This window comes from Streptomyces sp. 378 (assembly GCF_030124145.1).
Classification (GTDB): Bacteria; Actinomycetota; Actinomycetes; order Streptomycetales; family Streptomycetaceae; genus Streptomyces.
On the sequence record NZ_JASKMS010000020.1, the window covers coordinates 1 to 23,005 of the forward strand.

At 71.8% G+C, this 23,005-nt stretch carries 18 protein-coding genes; 9 read left to right on the plus strand and 9 right to left on the minus strand.

Features of this window, described 5'->3' with window-relative positions; all coding sequences use genetic code 11:
* Window positions 1-377: 377 nt before the first annotated feature.
* Together QNO09_RS24960 and ptsP are read left to right on the plus strand one after the other, a co-directional pair.
* Window positions 378-827, plus strand: coding sequence for a PTS sugar transporter subunit IIA (locus QNO09_RS24960; RefSeq protein WP_283972478.1), 450 nt, complete (start codon window positions 378-380; stop codon window positions 825-827).
* Between the two features lie 79 nt (window positions 828-906).
* Complete coding sequence (gene ptsP / locus QNO09_RS24965) at window positions 907-2,577, plus strand: phosphoenolpyruvate--protein phosphotransferase (RefSeq protein ID WP_283972479.1); 1,671 nt, start codon at window positions 907-909, stop codon at window positions 2,575-2,577.
* 66 nt (window positions 2,578-2,643) lie between these two features.
* Here ptsP and QNO09_RS24970 read toward each other — a convergent pair whose 3' ends face one another.
* Window positions 2,644-3,534 carry a DUF8829 domain-containing protein gene (locus QNO09_RS24970; RefSeq protein WP_283972480.1) on the minus strand — a complete coding sequence of 297 codons (891 nt, stop codon included), beginning with the start codon at window positions 3,532-3,534 and terminating at the stop codon, window positions 2,644-2,646.
* Between the two features lie 186 nt (window positions 3,535-3,720).
* Entirely contained in the window at window positions 3,721-5,688 is a 1,968-nt protein-coding gene (locus QNO09_RS24975; protein WP_283972481.1) for an acetoacetate--CoA ligase, read from the minus strand.
* Window positions 5,689-5,899: 211 nt separating this feature from the next.
* On the opposite strand from QNO09_RS24975, the gene QNO09_RS24980 reads away from it, so the two are divergent.
* Complete coding sequence (locus QNO09_RS24980; RefSeq protein ID WP_283972482.1) at window positions 5,900-8,266, plus strand: glycoside hydrolase family 31 protein; 2,367 nt, start codon at window positions 5,900-5,902, stop codon at window positions 8,264-8,266.
* A gap of 18 nt (window positions 8,267-8,284) precedes the next feature.
* Here QNO09_RS24980 and QNO09_RS24985 read toward each other — a convergent pair whose 3' ends face one another.
* Together QNO09_RS24985 and QNO09_RS24990 are read right to left on the minus strand one after the other, a co-directional pair.
* Entirely contained in the window at window positions 8,285-8,821 is a 537-nt protein-coding gene (locus QNO09_RS24985; RefSeq protein WP_283972483.1) for an NUDIX domain-containing protein, read from the minus strand.
* 47 nt (window positions 8,822-8,868) lie between these two features.
* Entirely contained in the window at window positions 8,869-9,678 is an 810-nt protein-coding gene (locus QNO09_RS24990; protein ID WP_283972484.1) for a M15 family metallopeptidase, read from the minus strand.
* 174 nt (window positions 9,679-9,852) lie between these two features.
* Here QNO09_RS24990 and QNO09_RS24995 point away from each other — a divergent pair, with 174 nt between their 5' ends.
* The 5 genes from QNO09_RS24995 (at window position 9,853) to glpK (ending at window position 16,839) form a co-directional block, all read left to right on the plus strand.
* Window positions 9,853-10,278 carry a Zn-ribbon domain-containing OB-fold protein gene (locus tag QNO09_RS24995; protein ID WP_283972608.1) on the plus strand — a complete coding sequence of 142 codons (426 nt, stop codon included), beginning with the start codon at window positions 9,853-9,855 and terminating at the stop codon, window positions 10,276-10,278.
* Window positions 10,275-11,465 carry a lipid-transfer protein gene (locus tag QNO09_RS25000; protein ID WP_283972485.1) on the plus strand — a complete coding sequence of 397 codons (1,191 nt, stop codon included), beginning with the start codon at window positions 10,275-10,277 and terminating at the stop codon, window positions 11,463-11,465. The genes QNO09_RS24995 and QNO09_RS25000 overlap by 4 nt, the downstream gene beginning before the upstream one ends.
* A gap of 192 nt (window positions 11,466-11,657) precedes the next feature.
* The gene (locus QNO09_RS25005; protein WP_283972486.1) at window positions 11,658-13,346 is read left to right on the plus strand and encodes an EAL domain-containing protein; all 1,689 of its coding nucleotides are present in this window, start codon (window positions 11,658-11,660) and stop codon (window positions 13,344-13,346) included.
* A gap of 1,158 nt (window positions 13,347-14,504) precedes the next feature.
* Window positions 14,505-15,302, plus strand: a complete 798-nt coding sequence (locus QNO09_RS25010; RefSeq protein ID WP_283972487.1) for an MIP/aquaporin family protein — start codon at window positions 14,505-14,507, stop codon at window positions 15,300-15,302.
* A 19-nt stretch (window positions 15,303-15,321) separates the two neighbouring features.
* On the plus strand, window positions 15,322-16,839 hold the full coding sequence (gene glpK, locus QNO09_RS25015) for a glycerol kinase GlpK (protein ID WP_283972488.1): 1,518 nt from the start codon (window positions 15,322-15,324) through the stop codon (window positions 16,837-16,839).
* An 86-nt stretch (window positions 16,840-16,925) separates the two neighbouring features.
* Here glpK and QNO09_RS25020 read toward each other — a convergent pair whose 3' ends face one another.
* Genes QNO09_RS25020 through QNO09_RS25040 form a run of 5 tightly spaced genes read right to left on the minus strand, consistent with a single transcriptional unit; the run spans window position 16,926 to window position 22,005 of the window.
* Window positions 16,926-17,531, minus strand: a complete 606-nt coding sequence (locus QNO09_RS25020) for a GTP-binding protein (RefSeq protein WP_283972489.1) — start codon at window positions 17,529-17,531, stop codon at window positions 16,926-16,928.
* Entirely contained in the window at window positions 17,528-18,106 is a 579-nt protein-coding gene (locus QNO09_RS25025) for a hypothetical protein (protein WP_283972490.1), read from the minus strand. Before QNO09_RS25025 ends, QNO09_RS25020 begins: the two co-directional genes overlap by 4 nt.
* Window positions 18,107-18,130: 24 nt before the next feature.
* On the minus strand, window positions 18,131-18,526 hold the full coding sequence (locus QNO09_RS25030) for a DUF742 domain-containing protein (protein ID WP_283972491.1): 396 nt from the start codon (window positions 18,524-18,526) through the stop codon (window positions 18,131-18,133).
* A 9-nt stretch (window positions 18,527-18,535) separates the two neighbouring features.
* Complete coding sequence (locus QNO09_RS25035) at window positions 18,536-18,967, minus strand: roadblock/LC7 domain-containing protein (RefSeq protein ID WP_175431362.1); 432 nt, start codon at window positions 18,965-18,967, stop codon at window positions 18,536-18,538.
* The gene (locus QNO09_RS25040) at window positions 18,964-22,005 is read right to left on the minus strand and encodes a sensor histidine kinase (RefSeq protein ID WP_283972492.1); all 3,042 of its coding nucleotides are present in this window, start codon (window positions 22,003-22,005) and stop codon (window positions 18,964-18,966) included. The genes QNO09_RS25035 and QNO09_RS25040 overlap by 4 nt, the downstream gene beginning before the upstream one ends.
* A gap of 420 nt (window positions 22,006-22,425) precedes the next feature.
* Here QNO09_RS25040 and QNO09_RS25045 point away from each other — a divergent pair, with 420 nt between their 5' ends.
* Window positions 22,426-22,989, plus strand: a complete 564-nt coding sequence (locus QNO09_RS25045) for a hypothetical protein (RefSeq protein WP_283972609.1) — start codon at window positions 22,426-22,428, stop codon at window positions 22,987-22,989.
* The last annotated feature ends 16 nt before the right edge of the window (window positions 22,990-23,005 follow it).

Sequence of the window (23,005 nt, forward strand, 5' to 3'; positions counted from 1 at the left end):
TCAAGGAACGGTCGCTTCCTTTGTACTCACCCTCTCGGGCTTTCCTCCGGGCTTCCCTTCGGTGTTCCAAACTCTATCAGTGTTTTTCCGGCCTCCTGACCACCGTCCTGCAGGCATGCAGAAGGCGACCCAGAGATAGGATCTGACAAGTTGGTTGCTGCCCGGCCAGGACGCGAGGTCGCGTCGTTCAGCCCCAAGCAGGAGTACGACTGTACACGCGGCCGTGGAGCGGGGGCAAATCGATGTGAGGTATGGTCTAGACCACTTCGGAGTGCTCACGCGGAACCGGCACTTCAGGTGACATACGCTGCTGAACAGTGTGCCGTCCGGTACCTACAGGGACGGCCATATCGATCTCCACCCCTGGGAGGTTTCCCATGACCACCGTGACGTCCCCGCTCGCAGGACGCGCCATCGGACTGGCAGCCGTGCCGGATCCCGTCTTCTCCGGGGCCATGGTCGGCCCGGGCACAGCGATCGACCCCGTACGTGAGCCTTCCGAGGCCGTCTCGCCCGTGGACGGCGTCATCGTCTCCCTGCACCCGCACGCGTTCGTCGTCGTCGACCAGAACGGGCACGGTGTGCTCACCCATCTCGGCATCGACACCGTGCAGCTCAACGGCGAGGGTTTCGAGCTGCTCGTGAACAAGGGCGACACCGTACGGCGCGGTCAGGGCGTCGTGCGCTGGAACCCGGCCGCCGTCGAGGCCGCCGGCAAGTCCGCGGTCTGCCCGGTCGTGGCCCTGGAGGCCACGGCCGAAGCGCTCTCCGATCTTCGTATCGACGGCGAAGTGAAGGCCGGCGACAGTCTCTTCCTCTGGAAGTGACGTCAGTGCCGTCGTGATGACGGCGAGTACCACAACCAACGCGGCGGCGGGGCCCGCCGCTCTATCGGAGACGGGTGAGATGGAGACAACCCTGCGAGGCGTCGGTGTGAGCCACGGTGTGGCGATCGGCGAGGTGCGGCACATGGGAACGGCGGTACTCGAGCCGCCCGCGAAGCAGATCCCGGCGGAGGAGGCGGAGCGCGAACAGGGGCGCGCCCGCAAGGCCGTGGAGGCGGTGGCCGCCGACCTGATAGCGCGTGGCAATCTGGCCGGGGGCGAGGCCCAGGCGGTGCTCGAGGCTCAGGCCATGATGGCCCAGGACCCCGAGCTGATGGCCGATGTGGAGCGGCGGATCGCCGTGGGCAGTACGGCGGAGCGCGGCGTGTACGACGCGTTCGCCTCCTACCGCGAGCTGCTGGCGGGTGCCGGTGAGTACCTCGCCGGTCGCGTGGCGGACCTCGACGACGTGCGGAACCGCATTGTCGCCCGCCTGCTGGGGGTGCCGATGCCGGGCGTCCCCGACAGCGACGAGCCCTACGTCCTGGTCGCCCGTGACCTCGCTCCGGCCGACACCGCGCTGCTGGACCCGACGCTGGTGCTCGGCTTCGTCACCGAGGAGGGCGGGCCGACCAGCCACAGTGCGATCCTGGCGCGTGCGCTCGGCGTGCCGGCGGTGGTGGCCCTGCCTGGTGCCGGTGAGATCGCCGAGGGCACGATGGTCGCCGTCGACGGCAGCACGGGAGAGATCTTCGTGGACCCGAGCGACGAGAAGAAGGCGCAGCTCGAGGCCGCGGCCGCCGAGCGGAAGGCGGCGCTGGCGGCCTCGACGGGGCCCGGTGCCACGGCGGACGGTCACAAGGTGCCGCTGCTCGCGAACATCGGCGGCCCCGCCGATGTGGCGGCCGCTGTCGAGGCCGGTGCCGAGGGTGTCGGTCTCTTCCGCACGGAGTTCCTCTTCCTGGACGACAGCAAGCAGGCGCCGTCCGAGGAGAAGCAGGTTGCCGCCTACCGTCAGGTGCTCGAGGCGTTTCCCGAGGGACGCGTCGTGGTGCGGGTGCTGGACGCGGGCGCGGACAAGCCGCTCGACTTCCTCACGCCGGCCGACGAGCCCAACCCGGCGCTCGGCGTGCGGGGCCTGCGGACGTTGCTCGACCACCCGGATGTTCTGCGCACCCAGCTGACCGCGCTCGCGAAGGCCGCGGAGGGGCTGCCGGTCTATCTGGAGGTCATGGCCCCGATGGTGGCGGACCGTACGGATGCCCGGGCCTTCGCGGACGCCTGCCGTGAGGCCGGGCTGCGGGCGAAGTTCGGCGCGATGGTCGAGATCCCGTCGGCGGCACTGCGGGCTCGCTCGATCCTGCAGGAGGTCGAGTTCCTGTCGCTGGGGACCAACGACCTCGCCCAGTACACCTTCGCCGCCGACCGTCAGGTGGGTGCGGTGTCCCGGCTGCAGGATCCGTGGCAGCCCGCCCTGCTCGACCTGGTGGAGTTGTCCGCCGAGGCGGCGAAGGCCGAGGGCAAGAGCTGCGGTGTCTGTGGTGAGGCCGCGTCCGACCCGTTGCTCGCCTGTGTGCTGACCGGTTTGGGCGTCACCTCTCTCTCGATGGGTGCGGCGTCTATTCCCTATGTCCGGGCGACGCTGGCGAAGTACACGCTGGCGCAGTGCGAGCGGGCTGCCGCGGCGGCGCGGGCGACGGACAGTGCCGAGGACGCGCGCAGTGCGGCGCAGGCGGTGCTGTCGGGCGAGTAGGTCCGGCACGGCCGGCCGGCTGCCCGGCGAGGGGCGCTCCACCGAGGTGGCGCGCCCCTCCCCCGTTCAGTGCTGATGCCCTTGGGCCGGTTTCTCCTCGCCGAGGTCGGGTGGCGTGCAGTAGTCGACGTTGGATTCCGGGGAGATCAGGTCTCCGGATTCGACGTCGGTGCAGTAGGCGTCGAAGACCTCTCCCGCCGTGAGGGGTTCGAGTCCGTATGCGCGCATGCGCCAGCCGTAGACGCGGTCGGGTGTGCCTGGGGCGCTGGTGCGGATGACGAGTCCGCCGGGGCTGTCGGTGGCCAGGCCGAGGGCGAGGACCGTGGTGAATTCGAGGGCTTCGGTCCCGTCCGGGTTCAGCTCGGCCCCGTGGTCGGTGATGTGGAGGGCGGCGATGAGGGGTTCGGGGGGCCCGGTGACGCTGCAGACGAGGTGTCGGTGGCCGGGTGGGGCCGTGTCGAGGATGCGGACGAGCAGGTCGGAGGCCCGGGTGAAGGCGGCGCGTCCGATGTCCTCACCACAGGCGGTGCAGGCGCCCAGGCGGGCGAGGAGGGTGGTCGCGTACTCCCAGGTGGCCTGGCGCACGGCCTCGTCGACGAGGTCCGGGAGCAGGTCGGCCAGTGGCCGGCCGTCGTAAGGGAGGGTCGGGCCGGTGAGGGCGATCTGTGCGGTGAAGCGGGTGCGGCTCGACGGGCTGTCGGGGTCGAGGCCCTTCTGCGTGCAGAACTCGGCGTACTCCTCGGGGTCGAAGAGCGCCACCGCGGTGTGGCTGCCCTGCAGGGTTCGGCTCCTGAGGAGGCCCTCCACCTGTTTCAGGTAGGTGGCGTGGTCGTCGAAGGTGAAGCTGCGGTAGCGCCGCATGGCGCGAAAGTCGTGCTCGTCGGTCAGCAGGCCGATGGTGCCGGCGATTTCGCGGCGCAGTAGGCGTCGCATGGTGCGGTTGTCGGTGTGCGCCATTGTTTCCCCCTGTGCACGGTCGATCAATGCTCACTCACAGTAATCGTCGGCACTGACAGTGAGCCGGGGCGCCGTGGCACACGCACTCGATCGACAGCGCCTGGACGGCAGAAGGCGCAGGTCACAGCGATGGGTGGGGGTGTGTGCTGCGGCCTGCGCCGTGGTGACGTCGCGATGCGGTGGGGGTCAGGAGCGTTTGCGGGCCAGGTCCTCGTAGAAGTTCAGCAGGTCGAGGTTGTCGATGGAGCCCGGGTTGACCGCCTTCTCCAGCGGGGTGCCCTGGAGGAGGCGCTTGACGGGGACCTCGATGCGCTTGCCGGTGAGGGTGTGCGGGATTCCGGGCACTTCGATGATCTCGTCGGGGACATGGCGCGGTGACAGTTGCTCGCGGATCGTCTGCTTGATGCGGGTCAGCAGGGACTCGTCGAGGACGGCTCCGGGGGCCAGGTGGACGAAGAGAGGCATCCAGTAGCCGCCGTCGGGCTGCTCGATGCCGATGACCAGGGACTCCCCGATCTCGGGGAGACGTTCCACGGCTTCGTAGATGTCGGCGGAGCCCATGCGGACGCCCTGACGGTTGAGCGTGGAGTCGGAGCGGCCGTGGATGACGACGGATCCCCGGGAGGTGACGGTGATCCAGTCGCCGTGCCGCCAGACGCCGGGGTAGGTGTCGAAGTAGCTGTCGTGGTAGCGGCTGCCGTCGGGGTCGTTCCAGAAGTGGATGGGCATCGATGGCATGGGGTTGGTGACGACCAGTTCCCCGACCTCGTCGACGAGGGGGTTGCCGCTCGGGTCCCAGGACTGCAGGTCGGTGCCGAGGCACGGGGCCTGGAGCTCGCCGACGTGGACCGGGAGGGTCGGCACGGCACCGGCGAAGCAGGAGCACACGTCGGTGCCGCCGCTGACGGAAGCGAGCCACAGGTCGTCGCGGACCTCGTCGTGGAGCCAGCGGAAGCCGTCGGGCGGCAGGGGCGAGCCGGTGGTGGCGACGCACTGGACGGCGGAGAGGTCGAAGTCGCGCGACGGGTGCACACCCGCCTTGCGGCAAGCCATGACGTAAGCCGCCGAGGTGCCGTAGAGGGTGGCTTTGGTGCGTTCGGCGATCCGCCACTGGGCGCCGGTGTCGGGGTAGCCCGGGCTGCCGTCGTAGAGGACGATCGTGGTGCCGGTGAGCAGGCCGGAGACGAGGAAGTTCCACATCATCCAGCCGGTCGAGGTGTACCAGAAGAACCGGTCTTCCGGGCCGAGGTCGCAGTGCAGGCCGAGTTGCTTGAGGTGCTCGACCAGGATGCCGCCCTGGGACTGGACGATGGCCTTGGGCAGGCCGGTCGTGCCGGAGGAGTAGAGCACCCACAGGGGGTGGTCGAAGGGCACCTGCTCGAAGACGGGGTCCGTGTCGGCCGAGGTGAGGGCCGACCAGTCCAAGGCGCCCTCGGGTGCCTCGGTGCCGAGGAGCGGGATGTGGATCACGGCGCGCAGGGTGGGCAGTTCGCGGCGAAGCTCGGCGACGACCTCGCGTCGGTCGTGTTCCTTGCCGCCGTAGCGGTAGCCGTCGACGGTGAAGAGGACGACGGGTTCGACCTGCCGGAAGCGGTCCAGGACGCTGCGGGCGCCGAAGTCGGGCGCGCAGGAGGTCCAGACTCCGCCGACGGCGGCTGTGGCGAGGAGGGCGACCACGGCCTGTGGGACGTTCGGGAGGTAGCCGCTGACGCGGTCGCCGGGACGTACGCCGAGCGCGCGCAGTTCGGCGGTCAGGGAGCCGACCTGGCGGCGCAGCTCGGCCCAGGTGACGGGGCGCGGTTCGTGCGTCTCGTCCACGTGCAGGAGGGCCGGTTCGTCCGCGCGGGTGGCGGCCGCTCGCAGGGCGTGTTCGGCGTAGTTGAGGGTCGCTTCGGGGAACCACTGGGCGCCCGGCATCGAGCGGTCGCCGAGCACGCGCGCGTAGGGGGTCGAGAAGCGGACGTCGAACCACTCCGTGACGGCTTTCCAGAAGGTGTCGAGGTCGTCGACGGACCAGCGGTGCAGGGCCGCGTAGCCGCCCTCGGCGGGGGCGCCGTGGCGTTCGGCGGCCCAGGCCTGGAACCTGGTGATTCGTGCCCGGGCGATGCGCTCGGGGTCTGGCTGCCAGAGCGGCTGGGGACTCTCGGTCGACATGGTCGGCTCCCGGACTGTGCGCGTCGTGTGCGTCCTCCGCGCACGGGCTGGGGTGTGCGCGTGAGCGGCTGGCACGGACAATGCCATGTGATCGACTTCGGCACCAGGGTGCGCCCCACACAGTCCGTGTCGTGAAGATGTGGTCCATGCATGGGTGAACGGCAGTTGAACGACACTCGTGCGCGGGGCGGTCAGTGGCAGGGTGAGCAGCATGAACGGTCGTGACCTGGTGCGTTCGGTGAGAGCGGTGGCTTCGGTGGGGGCGGCGCAGGGTGTGCGTACCGTACGAGCAGCGTGGCGCAGGCACCGGGCCGACGCCACCGGGCTGCCGACGCGAGGGGCGGAGCGTGCCCGGGTGCCCGGGCCCGTGCAGGACGCGGAGCCGGGGCCGGGGGGCGGTGTAGTCCGCTTCGGCCGGTCGGAGCTGCGGATTCTGGTCGCCGCGAACGGGGCGGTGTTCTGGGGTTGGGACGGGGCGGAGCCCGAGCCGTCGTACGCGCTGGCCGGCGGGTGTCCGGAGCCGGATCCGCGGGCGGTCCTGGAGCCGGACAAGGACGGCGGCTGGCGGGTGGTCGCCGAGCGGGTCACGGTCGTGGTCTCACGGCACGGCGCGGTGGAGGTGCTCACTCCGGGTGGTGTGACCCTGCGGCGCGATCTGCCGCCGCGGTGGTGGGAGCCGGTCGGCGGGGGTCCGGGACGGTGGATGCAGCGGTCGGAGGTGGGCGCCGACGCGCGGTTCTTCGGTCTCGGGGGGCGGACCGCGGGTCCTCGGCTGCCGGACGGGACGTACCGGCTGTGGAACACCGATCCCGGCCGCTCCGTCGCGCCGGGCGACGACCCGCTGTACATCACGATGCCCGTGCAGGTGGTGGTGTCCGACGGCGGCACCCACCTGGCCTTCCACGACAACGCGTGGGACGGCACGGTGACGCTGCGGGCGGGCGAGGAGGGCTCGGGTTCCGGACACGACCGGGCGGGGACGAGCGAGCTGCGGATGGACGGCGGTCCGCTGCGCTGCTGGGTGATGGTGGGCACCCCCGCGCGCGTGCTGCTCGCCTGGGCGTCGCTCACCGGGGCGCCCGCCCTGCCGCCCGCGTGGGCGCTCGGGCACCATCACGCGCGGTGGGGGTTCGGCAGTGAGCAGGAGGTACGGCGGATCGTCGCGGGGTATGCGGAGCACGGCCTGCCGCTCGACGCCGTGCACCTGGACATCGACCACCTCGACGCACACCAGGTGTTCACCGTCGACCAAAACCGTTTCCCGAAGCTGCCCGTGCTGGCCGAGGAGCTCCGGCGGGACGGCATCCGGCTGGTGTCGATCGTGGACCCGGCGGTGAAGGCCCTTCCCGGCAACGCGGTGTACGACGGCGGTGTGGCGGAGGAAGCGTTCGTGCGGGACGCCTCGGGTGAGGTCGTGGAGGGTGTCTCGTGGCCCGGGGAGGTGGTGTTTCCCGATTTCACGCACGCCCGGGTGCGGGAGTGGTGGGGCGGCCTCTACGCGGAGCGGCTCGCCCAGGGCTTCTCGGGATTCTGGCACGACCTGAACGAGCCCACGTCGTTCACCGCCTTCGGGGAGTCGACGCTGCCGCGTTCGGCCCGGCACTGCCTGGAGGGGCGTGGCGGTGACCATCGCGAGGCACACAACGTGTACGCCCTGTGCATGGCCAGGGCGGGGTTCGAGGGCCTGAGGAGGCTCGCGCCCCAGGAGCGGCCGTTCCTGTTCTCCCGCTCAGGGTGGGCCGGCATGCAGCGCTACGGAGGCACCTGGTCGGGTGACGTGGCCACCGGCTGGGCGGGGCTTAGGGCGTCGTTGTCGCTGGTGTTGGGTCTCGGCCTGTGCGGCGTCCCGTACTCGGGGCCGGACGTCGGGGGCTTCGACGGGGATCCGTCCCCCGAGCTGTATCTGCGGTGGTTCCAGCTGGGCGCGTACCTGCCGCTGTTCCGTACGCATGCGGGTCTGCGGGCGGGCCGCAGGGAGCCGTGGGAGTTCGGCGGCGAGGTGCTGGAGCACGCGCGCGTGGCGCTCGTGGAGCGCCGGCGGCTGCTGCCGTACTTCATGACGCTGGCGCATCTGGCGCGGCGTACCGGGGCGCCCTATGCGCGGCCTCTGTGGTGGGGGGCGCCGGAGGAGCGGGCGCTGCGTGACTGCGAGGACGCCTTTCTGCTGGGTGACAGCCTCCTGGTGGCGCCGGTGCTGGACCCGGGCGCCGAGCGGCGTGCCGTGCGGCTGCCGCGGGGGCGCTGGTACGACACCGCGACAGGGCAGGCGTACGAAGGTCCGGGGCAGGTGCTCGTCGACGCGCCGCTGTCGCGGATTCCGGTGTTCGCGCGCGCGGGTGCCGTGATCCCGGTCCGTGGGGAGGACGGTGGTCTGGAACTGGAGGTGTGGGCGCCCGCCCGGGGACGGACCGGAGGCGGTCTGGTCGTGCCGGACGGGGGCGAGGGGTGGGACGAGTCGGAGATCGAGCGCTATACCGCTCGCTGGACGGGGTCGCGGGTGGTCGTGGAGCGGGAGGGTGGGGAGGACGGGAGTGCGCCGCCCCACTCCGTGCGCGTCCGCGGGGCCGGGGGGCACTGAGCGCCAAGCGGACCGGGCTCAGATGTACCGGCCCTCGAACCAGGCCCGTACGGCCAGGGTGTGGAGGGGGAAGGCGAGCTCCTCGGGCCTGCGCAGGAGGTGCCAGCCCTCCGTCTCGTCCGTGGTGGTGGAGGAGGGCAGGCCCTCGGCCGGGCGTTCCGGGAGGAGGCCGAAGAGCAGCAGGTGCCCGTCGGGCGAGCTCATGGCGTCGACGAGCCGCACGTCACGACCGGCCGCGTCGATGCCGGTTTCCTCCCTGAGCTCGCGTATGACGGCCTGCCGCCAGTCCTCCCGGTCGTCGATGTAGCCGCCGGGCAGGGCGATGCCCCCGCGCGCGGGGGCGATGGTTCGGGTGATGACGACCAGGGCGGTGCCCTTGGTGTCGTACACGGGCTGGAGGGCCACCGCGACCGGGAGTGGATTGCGGTAGGCCACGGCGCCGCACATCGGACAGGTGCGGGGCCAGCCGGTGACGCCCTCGTCGTAGGGCGCGCCGCAGCTCGAACAGTGGGAGTTCGGCGCGGAGTTGGAAGCGGAGTGCTGAGTTTCGGACACGCGGCGGACTGTAGCCGATCACGCGGAGGGCGCCTCGGGCAGGCGGCTCAGTGGGCGCCGGTGAGCGACTTCCTGGACACGGGGAAGTCGAAGTACGTGTCGGGATGGGCCTCGGGCTTGAAGGTGTAGTGCCACCACTCCTCTGCCAGGTTCACGAAGCCGACGCCTTCCAAGGTGCCCTTGAGCAGCAGCCGGTTGGCGCGCTGCCGCCCCTGGATGCGTGGGTCGAGGGTGTGCGAAAGGGTGTCGAAGCAGTCGAAGCCGGTTCCCATGTCGATCGAGTTGTCGGGGAACCGCTCGCTCCGGGGCGCGAAGCACGGCACCAGGGGCTCCCCCGGGCGGTAGGGCCGGGTCGGCTTCGCCGGGAGCCCGACGAGGGTGACGTCCAGGGTGGAACCACGGCTGTGGCCGGATTTCGCCGCGATGTACCCGTCGGCGAAGAGCCGGGTCTTGTCGACGTGGGGGTAGAACTCGCCCTTCATGGCCTCGTCGTCGAGGTCCTCGGCCCAGCGGACGAAGTGGTCCACCGCGCGTTGCGGTCGGTAGCAGTCGTACACCTTGAGCGAATACCCCTTCCGCAGGAGCGCGCTCTGGGCCTGGTGAAGGGCTTCGGCAGCGGGGCGGGTGAGGATGCAGAGGGGCTGGCGGTAGCCCTCGACGCGCTCGCCCACGAAGTTGTGCGGGGTGGCGTAACGCATCTCCTGGATGATCGTCGGGTCCACACTTCTGAGCGCCACGAAGTCCTTCGGTGCCTTGGGATCGATGGCGGCGCGGGCGGTTGCGGTGGGCGTGATCGCTGTCAGCGTGACGGCGAACGCGGCGAGCAGGGCACGTGCCACGGTGGTGAGTCGTGTCATGCACCTGCGTCTATCAGGAGTGGCGGCGCCGGGGAAAGGGAGCGCCCGGGCAGTGGCGGCGGCCCGTCGGCGCCGGTCTCGTGGCCTGCCGATCAGCGACCGGCCCTGGCAGACTTCTGACGTTCCGTCAGATGTGGGCTGCGGGGAGGCGCTGTGACGCGTGTACGAACACCTGTGGTGGCGGGGTGGTTCGCCGGGGAAGGGGACGGTTTCCGGCTGCTCGGCACGCGTTGTTCGGCGTGTGCCACCGTCTTCTTCCCCCGGGAGGACCACCACTGCCGCAATCCCGCCTGCATGGGCGGGGAGCTGCGGGAGCTTCCGCTGTCGCGCCATGGCCGCATCTGGTCGTACACGGACAGCCGATACCGGCCGCCGTCACCCTACGTGACCGATGCGGAACTTCCGTGGGAGCCGTGCGCGTTGATCGCTGTGGAGCTGGAGGCCGAAGGGATGGTGGTGCTGGGACAGGCGGTTCCCGGGACCACCGTGGCCGATCTGGCGGTGGGCATGGAGGTGGAGGTCGTGCCCGGCGTGCTCCATGAGGACGCGGAGACGACCTGGACGACGTGGCACTGGCGGCCGACGGGGGTGACGGCATGACGGAAGAGGTGGCGGTGCTCGGCGCGGGCATGCACCCATGGGGCAAGTGGGGGCGCGGCTTCGTGGAGTACGGCGTCGCGGCGGCCCGCGCGGCGCTCACCGATGCCGGGCTGGAGTGGCGGGACATCGGCGCGATCATCGGCGCGGACACGGTGCGGGGTGGCTATCCCGGGTATGTCGCGGGGGCGACGTTCGCGAAAGCCCTGGGCTGGCAGGGCGCGCGGGTCACCAGCGTGTACGCGGCGTGCGCGTCGGGGGCGCAGGCCGTCGACGCCGCGCGGGCACAGATTCTCGCCGGGCTGGCCGACGTGGTGCTCGTCGTGGGGGCCGACGCGGCTCCCAAGGGATTCTTCCGTCCCGCGGGCGGGGACCGGCCCGACGACCCCGACTGGCTGCGGTTCCGGATCCTCGGGGCGACCAACCCGGTGTACTTCGGGCTGTACGCCCGCAGACGCATGGCCGTACACGGCGACACACCGGACGACTTCGCGCAGGTGAAGGTGAAGAACTCGGCGATGGGAGCACTGAACCCCCACGCCCGCTACCGCAGCCGCGTCACCGCCCAGGAGGTCGCCGCCTCCGCCGTCGTCGCCGACCCGCTGCGTCTGCTCGACATCTGCGCGACCTCCGACGGCGGCGCGGCGGTGGTGCTCTCGAGCATGGATTTCGCGCGCCGGCACGGGCATGCGCGGCCGGTGCGCATCCGGGCCGTGTCCACGGTGACCCCGCGCTACCCGAACACCCTGCTGGACCTGCCGGACATCGCCACGGACTCCACGGCAGCGGTGGATCCCCCCGGCACGCCGTTCCGCAGCCGGATCGCCCGCGCCGCCTACGAGGAGGCGGGCATCGGGCCGGAGGACCTGTCGCTGGCCGAGGTCTACGACCTGTCCACCGCCCTGGAGTTGCAGTGGTACGAGGACCTGGGGCTGTGCACAGAGGGCGAGGGCGTGAAGCTGCTGCGGGACGGCGCGACAGCCCTGGGCGGTCGGATACCGGTGAACGTCAGCGGTGGACTGGCCTCCTTCGGCGAGGCCGTTCCGGCGCAGGCGATAGCTCAGGTCTGCGAAGTGACACGGCAGTTGAGGGGCGAGGCGGGTGACCGGCAGGTCGTCGGGGCGCGTGTGGGCATCACGGCGAACCAGGGGCTGTTCGGGCACGGGTCGGCGGTGATCGCGGTGCGGTGAGGTACGAGAGGCCGGCGAGGAGGTACGAGAGGCCGGCGAGGTACGAGGGCCCCGGGCCGACGCCGCTCCGGGGGCCGGTCGTACCGCGCGCACGCGGCCCTCGTGAGTACGCTCCGTGACCGCGTGGAAATCCTGCGTGAACGCCTCGTGAACTGCGCTCGGGCGGGTGCCGGTGGCGTCGATCATGCTGCCGTGCACTCCTGGACGGACACTCTGCGCTTCGCCTTCCAACCGGTGGTCAATCTGACGACCGGCGCGGTCGCGGGGCTGGAGATACTCGCCCGCCCGGAGACCGGCGACATCCTGGCCGAGGCCCGCCGGAACCCCGAACTCGACTGCCGGCTGGCGGTGTCGGCCGTGCGTGCCGCGGTCCGCAGGGAGACCCTGCTCCCGTTGTTCGTCAACGTGTTCGCCGCGACCCTCGCGGACCTCGGCGGGCTGCCCTCACTGCACGCTGCCGTGCGCGAGGCGGGGCGACTGCCGTGGGAGGTGACGATCGACATCTGTCCGCCGTACACGCACGTGCCGCAGCAGGCTCTGCTGGAGGCGGTGGACGCGCTGCGCGAGCAGGGCTTCCGGATCAGCGCGGACGGTGTCGGGGACGGGGACGTGCCCTTGCGGCTGCTCTCGGAGTTGGCGCCCGGCCTGGTGAAACTGGACGCGTCTCTGCTGCCGCACCCGGCGGTGGTGCGGTCGATGCGGACCCTGTGCGACGAGTCGGGGGCGCTCCTGGCCGTGGAGGGCGTGGAGACCGAAGGGCAGTGCGCGGTGGCGCTGGCGGCGGGGGCGCAACTGGCGCAGGGCGAGTTGTTCGCGCCTCCGGCGCGGCTGCCCGCCGCGGACGTCTATGTTCCGCCCCGGTCCCCCGGCGAGGTGGTCGCGCCGCGCTCCGGACCGTCGGTGCGGGAGTTCGTCCGGCCCGCCGCGCTGCTGCCCGCCACGGCATCCGCAGGGCGGGTGCGAGCCCTGCTGACCGGATCGCCGGACGTGTCCGGGGTGCTGCTCGTGGACACCGCCGGGATGCCGGTCCGATCGGTGCACCGCTCCCGCTTCCTGCTGTCCATGTCGGGCCGCTACGGCCACGCCCTCTACGCCGAACGGCCCGCGGCCAAGCTCGGCGACCCGCCGCGGACGGTGGGCGTCGACGCCTCCGCCTGGGAGGTCCTGGACGTGGTGGCGGTCGGCGGGCGGGACCGTACCTCGGACGACGTCGCCGTGGTGGACGCGTACGGGCGCTGCGTCGGGGTCGTGCGACTCGCGGACCTCGTGCGGGCACTGGCCGAGACACGGGTCGAGGAGGCGGCGGGACTCAATCCGCTGACGCGTCTGCCCGGCTCGGACGCGATCACCGGTGAGGTGGACCGGCGGATCGCCGCGGGTCGCGCGTTCGCACTGAGCCGACTGGACGTGGACCACTTCAAGCAGGTCAACGACGGGGCCGGCTTCGCGGCGGGCGACGAGCTGATCCGGGCGGTGGGGCGGGCGCTGCGGCAGGCCGCGACGGGCGGGGCACGCGTCGGGCACATCGGCGGGGACGACTTCCTGGTGCTCGCCGATCCGGAAGGTCTCGATCCGCTGGGCGCCGCGGTGTTGGACGTTCCCTGGTCGGCGGGTGGCCGACCGGTCACGCTGTCGCTCGCTACGGTGCTGTGCCCGCCGGGCAGCGTGACCGATCACCGGCAGGCCGCCGCTTGTCTGGCGCCGTTGAAGAAGGCCGCGAAGGCGCTGCACGGGACGAGTTGGGTGCTGGGCCGGCCGGGCGTCCCGGGTCACGAGACCCGCCGGGGCTCACCGCCGAGGCCGATGTCGGCACCGACGGGGTGCGCGTCGGCACCGACGGGGTGCGGGCTGGGAGTCGAACCGAACGTACAGGGCGTGTGAGAAGCGGTGCCCGCCGCGCCGGCTGGCCCGGGCGTCGGGTTCCTGCTCGACGGTTGCGGGGCGGTGACGCGTGCGTCGTTCCGCAGGCGTGCTGAGGGGGCGGGAGCCGGGGCCGGGGGCCAAGGGGCGGGAGCCTTGGCCGGGGCCGGGCACGAGGCTTCGCTGCTTCAGGGGCTGGAGGGGTGAGGGTGGGCACGAGGCTTGCAGCGCTGCGACGGCTACAGACCCAAGGGCTGAGGCCCGGGAGCCGGGACCGAGGGCTTGGCACGAATCTGGTAGCGCTGCGGTGGCTGGACGGCTGAGGGTCCGGGGGCCGGGGCCGGGCACGAGGCCTGCGGCACTGCGACGGCTCGAGCGCTGAGGGCTGACCCGGAAGCCGGGGACCGGGCCTCAGCCCTCAGCGAGGCCCGGAAGCCGGGACCGGGAGCCGGAGACGGGGCTTGCGGTGCTGCGACGGCTCGAGGGCTGGGGGCTGAGGCCCGGGAGCCGGGAGCGGGGGACGGAGACCCGCGCCGGGGGCCGGGCGGCGGGCGGCCGGCCGGCGGCGCTGTAGGGCCCGTCGGGGCGGGGCGGTGGCCGGGCCGTCGGGGCTTTCGTGGCTGCCATGGCGCCGCGGAACTCGTGCGGTTGAGAAGCGGCCAGGTCAGGTGGATCCTGGACACGAGCAAGCGAAGAGTCAGGTCGGGCCGGGATCGCGCCGCCCAGGCGGAGCCCGGTGGAGGCCGGACACCATCAGCCAAGCCTCGTGCGGCTCTCACTCGGGTCCGCGCGAGCCGGACCAGATCTGAACAATGACGCGACCGGGCGCCACCGTGGCCGGGCATCGGCCCACCGGTGCGGCAGGAGCCCGGCAGTCGTCGGAACGACCGTCAACCGTTGCGGTCGGCGACCTTGACGCCCTCTGGGTGCCGGTGAACACTTCCGGTGTCAGCCGACATCGCCGTACATATTCGGCGTATTCCGGCACTGCGGCGCGTGGATGCGCCGACGCCAAGGCCCGGCCTCCCAAGGCGAGTCGGCTGCGACGGCACGCTCGTCACGGATGCCGGACGGGGCGCGAACGAATCTCCCTGCCTTCGGCTGAAGTGGCCATGGGTAACGCACCCTGCATGTGAGGCCCGGGGTACACCGTCCCCGGGCCTGGGCCTAGGAGCCGCCATGAGCAACGTAGACATCTTCGTCGGCGAGATCATCGGCACGGCGATCCTCATCCTGTTCGGCGCGGGCGTCTGCGCCGCCGTGACCCTGAGATTCTCGAAGGCCCGGGCCTCGGGCTGGATCGTCATCGCGTTCGGCTGGGGTTTCGGTGTCCTGGCCGGCGCGTACACCGCAGCCCCGCTGTCCGGCGGCCACATCAACCCCGCCGTGACCCTCGGGCTGGCCGTCGACACGGGTGTGTGGAGCAAGGTCTGGGTGTACCTGCTCGGGCAGATCGTGGGTGCGATGCTCGGCGCCGTCCTGGCGTACCTGGTCTACTTCGCCCAGTTCCAGGCCAACGTACGGCAGACGGGAACCACGGAGGGAACGGCGGACGAGCCGGTGCCGACCCTCGGCATCTTCTCCACCATCCCGGAGATCAGGAACCCGGCCGCCAACCTGATGACGGAGACCCTCGCGACCATCGCCCTGGTACTTCCCATCCTCGCGCTGGTCGGTGACAACAGGGTCGTGCAGGGGGTCGGCATCGGACCCATCCGGGGTGAGGGAGCCGGGATCTATGGTTCCGGCATCTCGATCCTGCTGGTGTCCCTGCTGGTCGTCGGCATCGGCCTCTCGCTCGGTGGGCCCACCGGCTACGCGATCAACCCGGCGCGTGACCTCGGCCCGCGCATCGTGCACCAGTTCCTTCCCATCCCGAACAAGGGGACGACCGACTGGGGGTATGCCTGGATCCCGGTGGTGGGGCCCGCGGTCGGCGGAATTCTCGCGGCTCTCATCTACAACGCAGCCTTCTGAACCAGCCCAAGGGGTAGTCATGACGGACAACGCCGAGAAGTACGTCGCAGCGATCGACCAGGGCACCACATCGAGCCGCTGTATCGTCTTCAACCAGGACGGCGCGATCGTCGCCGTCGACCAGCGCGAGCACCGCCAGATCTTTCCCAAGCCGGGCTGGGTGGAGCACGACGCCACCGAGATCTGGTCCAAGGTACAGGCGGTGGTGGCCGGAGCGATCGCCAAGGCCGGTCTGCGCGCCGACCAGTTGAGCGCGATGGGAATCACCAATCAGCGCGAGACGACGCTGCTGTGGGACCGCGCCACGGGCAAGCCGGTGCACAACGCCGTCGTCTGGCAGGACACGCGGACGGCCGCGCTGTGCAACCAGCTGGGCGGCTCGGACGGGCAGGACCGGTTCCGCGAGCAGACGGGGCTGCCGCTGGCCACCTACTTCTCCGGGCCCAAGGCGGCCTGGCTGCTCGACAACGTGCCCGACCTGCGGGCGCGTGCCGAACGCGGCGAGATCGCCTTCGGCACGATGGACTCCTGGCTGATCTGGAACCTCACCGGCGGCACGGACGGCGGGCAGCACGTCACCGATGTGACCAACGCCGGGCGCACCATGCTGATGAACCTGGAGACCCTCCAGTGGGACTCCTCGATCCTCTCTGCGATGAACATCCCCGAGGCCATGCTGCCCGAGATCCGCTCCTCGGCCGAGGTGTACGGCACGGCCGTCGGGCAGCTCGCGGGCGTCCCCGTGGCCTCCGCACTGGGCGACCAGCAGGCGGCCGTGTTCGGGCAGGCCTGCTACGACGTGGGCACGGCGAAGAACACATACGGCACGGGCAGCTTCCTGCTGCTCAACACGGGCGACCGGCCGGTGCCGTCGAAGAACGGCCTGCTGACGACGATGGGGTACAAGATCGGCGAGGAGGCCCCGGTCTACTGCCTGGAGGGCGCGATCGCCATCACGGGCGCGCTGGTCCAGTGGTTCCGCGACCAGCTCGGCATCATCCGTACCGCCGACGAGATCGAGCCCCTGGCGGCCAGTGTGGAGGACAACGGCGGCGCGTACATCGTGCCGGCGTTCTCGGGCCTGTTCGCGCCGTACTGGCGCTCCGACGCGCGGGGCGTGGTCACCGGCCTGACCCGGTACGTCACGAAGGCGCACCTCGCGCGCGCGGTGCTGGAGGCGACGAGTTGGCAGACCCGTGAGGTCGTGGACGCCATGTACCAGGACTCCGGGGTGCACATCACCACCCTGAAGGTCGACGGCGGCATGACCAAGAACAACCTGCTCATGCAGCACCAGGCGGATGTCCTCGACGTGCCGGTGGTGCGGCCGAAGATCTCCGAGACGACCTGCCTGGGCGCCGCGTACGCGGCCGGTCTGGCCACCGGTGTGTGGAACGACCTGGACGAGCTCAAGGCGCACTGGCAGAAGGACGTCGAGTGGACGCCGAACATGGAGGCGTCGGTGCGCGACCGCGAGTACCACAACTGGCGCAAGGCCGTGGAGAAGAGCTTCGGCTGGGAGGAGGGCGACAGCTGACCACGCGCGCGTGGAGCGTCGTGTGCGACGGCGGCCCGTACCCCGGTCGGCGGGGTGCGGGCCGTTCCCGTTCGGCCGGGGCGGTGTCAGCCGGTCACGGCCTCGCGGCGGTCGGCCGCGTACGCCATGGCGTGCTGGACGACGCCGATGAGCGCTTCCTTGACCGACTCGCGGTCACGGGCGTCGCACGTCAGGAGCGGCACGTCCTCGTCGAGGTCGAGGGCCTGGCGGACGTCCTCGATCGGGTAGCGGGGGGCGCCCTCGAAGCAGTTGACGCCGACGAGGAACGGTATGGAACGCCGTTCGAAGTAGTCGACGGCGGCGAAGCAGTCCTCCAGGCGGCGGGTGTCGGCGAGCACGACGGCACCGAGCGCGCCCTCGGAGAGCTCGTCCCACATGAACCAGAACCGCTCCTGGCCCGGCGTGCCGAAGAGGTACAGCACGAGGTCCTCGCGGAGGGTGATGCGCCCGAAGTCCATCGCCACGGTGGTGGTGTGCTTGCCCTCCACGCCGCTGGTGTCGTCGACCGGACGCCCGGCCTCGGTGAGCAGCTCCTCGGTGCGCAGCGGCCTGATCTCGCTGACCGCGCCGACGAGCGTGGTCTTGCCCACGCCGAAGCCGCCGGCCACCAGGATCTTGAGCGTGACGGGCTCGACCGGAGGCTTGCCGCGCTCAGAACGCCCGAAGATCATCGATCTCTTCTCCTGCTTGATGGGGTCGGACGACGGCGGGCCGCAGCCTTAGGCGCCCGGGGTTTCGATGACGAGTACGTCGCCGGTGACGACGTCCGCACCGTCGCGTCCCCCACCCTCGTCGACCGGGGTACGGGCCGTCGGCCGGGGCGGAGGTGGCGGTGGCGGTGCGCGCGGTGGAGTCCGGCGGGGCCGTCCAGGTCCGGGGCGCGCAGGACGGTGCCGTCGGCGGCGGCGCCCCCGTGGAGCTCGACGACCCGTTCGTGCGGCAGCACGGGCAGACCGGTGCGGCGGGCGAAGACGCCCGGACGGTCCTCGGGGGCGACGCGCGGGGTGTCGAAGCCGCGTGCGGCACGGTCGGAGAGCGGCTCGCGCGCGAGCAGCCGACCGTCCGGGCGCCCGGTGCGACGGGCGAACGCGCCCGGACGGCCCCCGAGGGCGACACGCGGGGTGTCGAAGCCGCGTGCGGCACGGTCGGAGAGCGGCTCGTGCGCGAGCAGCCGACCGTCCGGGCGCCCGGCGACGACATCCGTGCGGGTGCCGACCCGGTCCGCCCCGAGCTGCCGGCCAGTCATGTCAGTACCCCGCTTCCGCGCTGCTCACAGCGCCCGGAGCCCGTTGATCACGTCGCGCAGAATACTCTCGTCCGGCAGCTCGGCAGGGGGCACGGGCCGGTTCACATGGACGAACTCCGCGTCCACGAGATCTCCGACGAGGACCCGCACCACCCCGATCGGCAGGTCGAGTTCCGCTGCGAGTTCGGCGACCGACTGTGGGTCGTCGCGGCACAGTTCGACGATGTCCACGTGCTCCGGGGAGAGCATGTGGTCCGCTTCCGGGTCGTCCGCCTGCGGTTCCGCGACCACGACCGCGATCAGGTCCAGGCGGTGCTGGCCCTGGCTGCTGGTGCGGCCACGGGTCATCGCGTACGGACGGACGACCGGTCCGGCCTCGTCGTCGAACCAGTGGCTTCTTCCCTGACCGTCAGCGCTCATGTCATCCCACTACCCGCCCGCGGGCAGATCGGTGCGCGGAGCGGCGGCCAGATGCACGCCCACCCGCTTCACGAGGAGCGTCATCTCGTAGGCGACCTGGCCGACGTCCGAGTCGGCGTCCGAGAGGACGGCGAGGCAGCTGCCGTCGCCGGCGGCCGTGACGAACAGGAAGGCGTCGTCGAGTTCGACGACCGTCTGGCGGACGTTGCCGGCCTCGAAGTGGCGTCCCACGCCCTTGGCGAGGCTGTGGAACCCGGAGGCGACGGCGGCGAGGTGCTCGCTGTCCTCCCTGGTCAGGTCCTTGGAGACGCCCGTCGGCAATCCGTCGCCGGAGAGCACGAGGGCCTTGCGAATGCTCGCGACGCGGTCCACCAGGTCGTCGAGGAGCCAGTTCAGCTCGCCCGTGTTGGTGGTGTGGCCGGTCGCCTTCGGTGCGGTCATCGACCGTCCCCCTCTGTCGTTCCTTGTGGTGCTGTGCCGCTGTGGGCGGCATCGCCCGCGGCGTTCTCCTCGCGGCCTCGCTGCCAGCCGCGCTGGAGCGAGGCCATGCGGCTTCGTACTTCATCGGCGTCGCGTTCGACGGGCTCGGCCCCGTCCTCGGTGCGCGGCTGCGAGGTCCGCTTCAGCTGCGGGGCCAGGTTGGCCTGCCGGACGCGCCGGGGCAGCGGCGTGGTGCCGGAGCCGGTCCCGCGGGGTGCGGCGCCGGCTCCCGGGCGCGTGGTGCCACTGGTGGTCTCCGGCGTGGAGCCGGAGGGGTGATCGGGTGCGTTCGGGCCGCTCGCCGCGATCTCCGCGCGGCGGGTGCGCCTGGGCGGACCGGACGGCTCCGGCAGGTCGCCGGGTGCACTGCCGGGCGAGGCCGGGGCACTGGTGCGGTCCTCGTCGCGGTCGGCGGCGCCGATGCCGCGGCGGACGGAGTCCGTCCCTCGACGACGGGCCGGCAGCGGGGGCGGGGCGTCCGGCCGGGCCGCGCCCCGCCGGCTGCCGGTCGAGGAGCTCTCGGTGCGGCTCCGGTCGGGAAGGGCGGTGGCGGGCTCGGGGCCGGAGCGGCCGGGCGTGGGCCCTTCGCCGCGGCGGCGTTGCGGAAGCGCGGAGGCGGGGCCCGGCTCCGTTCGGCCGGTGGTCGTGGGGGTCTCCTCGTCCGCGTTCCCCCGCCGGGGGCGCTGGTCCGTGACCGGCCGCCCGTGCGAACTGACCAGTTTGGGGGTGTGGCGGCGGGACAACGGGACGGGAGCGCTCAGCTCCTCCTCGCCGTCGGTCCGGTCCCCGGCGCTGCGGGCGTCGGCGCCCTGGCGGCGCGGATCGCGACGTCCCGCCGTCTCGTCCGGGGCGCGGGTGAGCGAGTGCCGGGGACGGAACAGGCCGCCGTGTTCGCTGTCGTCGTCCTCGATGGCGCCGGGGAAGTCGCCGACGGTGTCCAGGTCGACGGGCGCCTCCAGTTCGACCGGACCGTCCAGCAGGGAGGCGGGCACGCCGGGACGCTGGGCGGACGCCTGGGACAAGGCGGCGCGGCGGTTGTCCTGCGGCTCGCTCCCGGGCGCGAGCCGGGGGCGGTCGAGCCGGAACCCGATGCCGTTCGTGTCGGGGACGTCGTCCGTCAGCAGCGCGTCGGGGATGAAGACCACGGCGGTCGTGCCGCCGTACGGCGAGGGCTGCAGGGAGACCCGGACGTTCTGGCGCTGGGCGAGTCGGCTGACCACGAACAGGCCGAGGCGGTCGGTGTCGGACAGTTCGAACTCCGGTGTCTCGGCGAGCCGGAGGTTGGCGTCCAGGAGCGCTTCGGCGGCCATGCCGAGGCCGCGGTCGTGGATCTCCAGGGTGAAGCCGTTGGCGACGCGCTCGCCCAGGACCTGGACGGCGGTGTGCGGCGGGGAGAAGACCGTGGCGTTCTCCAGGAGTTCGGCCACGAGGTGCGTGAGGTCGGCGACGGCCGGGCCGCTGATGGCCATCCTCGGCAGGCGGCGGACCTCGATGCGTTCGTAGTCCTCGACCTCGGCGACGGCGGCGCGCACGACGTCCATGAGCTGGACGGGCTTGCGCCACTGACGGGAAGGCGCGGCGCCGGAGAGGATCACGAGGCCTTCGGCGTGCCGGCGCATGCGGGTGGTCAGGTGGTCGAGGCGGAACAGGTCGGCGAGTTCCTCGGTGTCCTCGGTCCGGCGTTCCATGGCGTCGAGCAGGGTCAGCTGCTTGTGGAGGAGGACCTGGCTGCGGCGCGCGAGGTTGACGAAGACCTCGGAGACGCCGGCGCGCAGCTCGGCCTGCTTGACGGCGGCCTCCACGGCGGCGCGCTGCAGGGTGTTGAGGGCCTGGCCGACCTCGCCCATCTCGTTCTTGTCGTATTCGAGGCGCGGGACCTCGGTCTCGACGTCGACCTGCTCGCCCGCCGAGAGGCGGCGCATCACGCTGGGCAGCCGCACTCCGGACGCCTCGTGGGCCTCCAGACGCAGTTGCCGCAGATCGCGGATGAGGGTGCGGCCGACGCGTACGGACAGGAAGAGGGAGAGCAGGAGCGCGATCAGGCCGAGGGCGCCCGCGATGACCGCCTTGGCGATGACGCCGACGGCCACGGGGTGGACGCGGTCCTGGTAGCGGTCGTTGGCCTGGTCGTTGAGGGTGCCGAGTTCGTCGAGCACATCGCCGGCGGCGCTGTTCCAGCTCTGGGCGGAGACGCCGCGGGGGGTCCCGGAGCCGGTGGAGACGGCGGCTTCCTCGGCCACGCGCAGGGGAGCGGAGGAGGCGTTCTTCCAGAAGCTCTGGTAGCGGTCGCGCTCCGCCGCGGGCAGCAGCGGCAGGTTGACGTCGTACATCAGCGTGCGCTGGGCCACGAGGTCGGAGATGTCGCGCTCTTCGGAGCGGGAGATCCTGCCGACGATCAGGGCGGAGCCGAGGAGGGCGTCCTCGCGGGAGAGCAGTTCGCGGGCGCGGGCGAGGTTGACCAACGCGCGGTACTGCTTGTCCAGTTCGACGTTGTCGACCACGTGGAGGTTGGCGAGGAGGACGTAGCAGGGGTCGACGAGCCGGTTGTAGAGGTCGAGTGCCTGGGCGCGGTTGACGGTGCCGTCCTCGACACTGCGGCGCAGCGACTCGATGCCGTCGAAGGCGTCCAGGACCGCGGTCAGCCGCTCGTCGGTGTCCGCGCCCATCGCGTCGCGCACGTCGGGGTGCCGGGCGTTCTCGCGGATGCTGCCGACGGCCTCGTCGGTGGCGGTCCGGCTGCGGCGGAGGGCGGCGAGTCCGTCGGAGGCACGGGGGTCGGCGAGGTGGACGAGGGTCTGGCGGCGTTCCTCCTGGAGGACGCGCACGGTGTCCTCGATGGGGTAGCCGATCTTCTCCACCACGGACGACACGTTGAACAGGTCGCCCGCCTCACGTCCCGTGAGGACCGTGGCGAAGGCCCAGATCGCGGTCAGGGACACCAGCGGCACGAGAAGCAGCGCCACGATCTTCCGGCGGATGGACTTCCCGCGAAAGCGCATGGCCTCCCCCAGCTCGGGCCCCCGGGCTACCCGGGGTACACATGTGCGTCAACAAACGGCGAGAGCCTACTACCGACCCACAGGGAACTCGAAGACCGGCCCGGAGCCTGAACTTCCGCGCCGGAGGCACGGCGTCGGGAGTTGTCCGGTCATGGCGGGAGTTGTCTCCCCGAAACGGGTGGTGGCGGTGGGGGTCAATCCCCGTGTTCAGCCAGAGCGGTTGGCTGAAACTTTTCGTTATCCGGGAATCTTCGTGAGGAGTTGTTCGTCCTTCCCCATGGGAAACGGGGGCGGAATCGGCCACAGGAGCCGCGTCCCGCATCTGGGCGGCGTAAAACAGCGCAAGCCGGGCAGCCGCTGGGGAGCACGGGTCTTCGGATGCGAGCGAGCGGTCTGCTGGCGGTGGGGAGTGACACGGTGATGGGCACGGCGGAACGGCACGGTGCGCCGAGGGCGGACGGGGCGCAGATGGCGAGGCCCCGGAAGACGCAGGCGACCGATCGCGACGGTCCCGGGAATCCGGTGACGCCTGCGGAGCGGGGGCCGGGGGTTCCGGCTCACGAGATGGGCCGCGGCGCCCGGGAGCAGCAGTACCACCGGCCGCTGTGGGTCGAGGAGCCCGCGCGGCGGCGCCGCTTGCCGGATCCCGTGCGGACGGCTGCCGTGCGGGCGGTCCTCCTCATAGCCGTGACGCTGATTCAGGCGATGGTGGCCTTCCTGTGCACGATGGCCGGGTCCTGGCTGGCGTTCCCGATGGTGATCAGCAGCGTGGTCAGCACGATCGCGGCCACCTGGGGGGCGCTCGACGTGTGGGTGACCCGCCAGGTCTGGAACCAGCGCAACGGAGTGGTGTCCGTGCCGAGCAGCACGGCCCGGGCCCTGCGGCGCGAGCGGCGCCGGACCCGGCGGCAGGAGCGGGCCGCCGCGCGGGCACAGGGGCGGATAGGCCGGCGAGGTGGAGCCGGACAGTTGTCCCACTCGTGAGGCGTGGCGCGAGGGG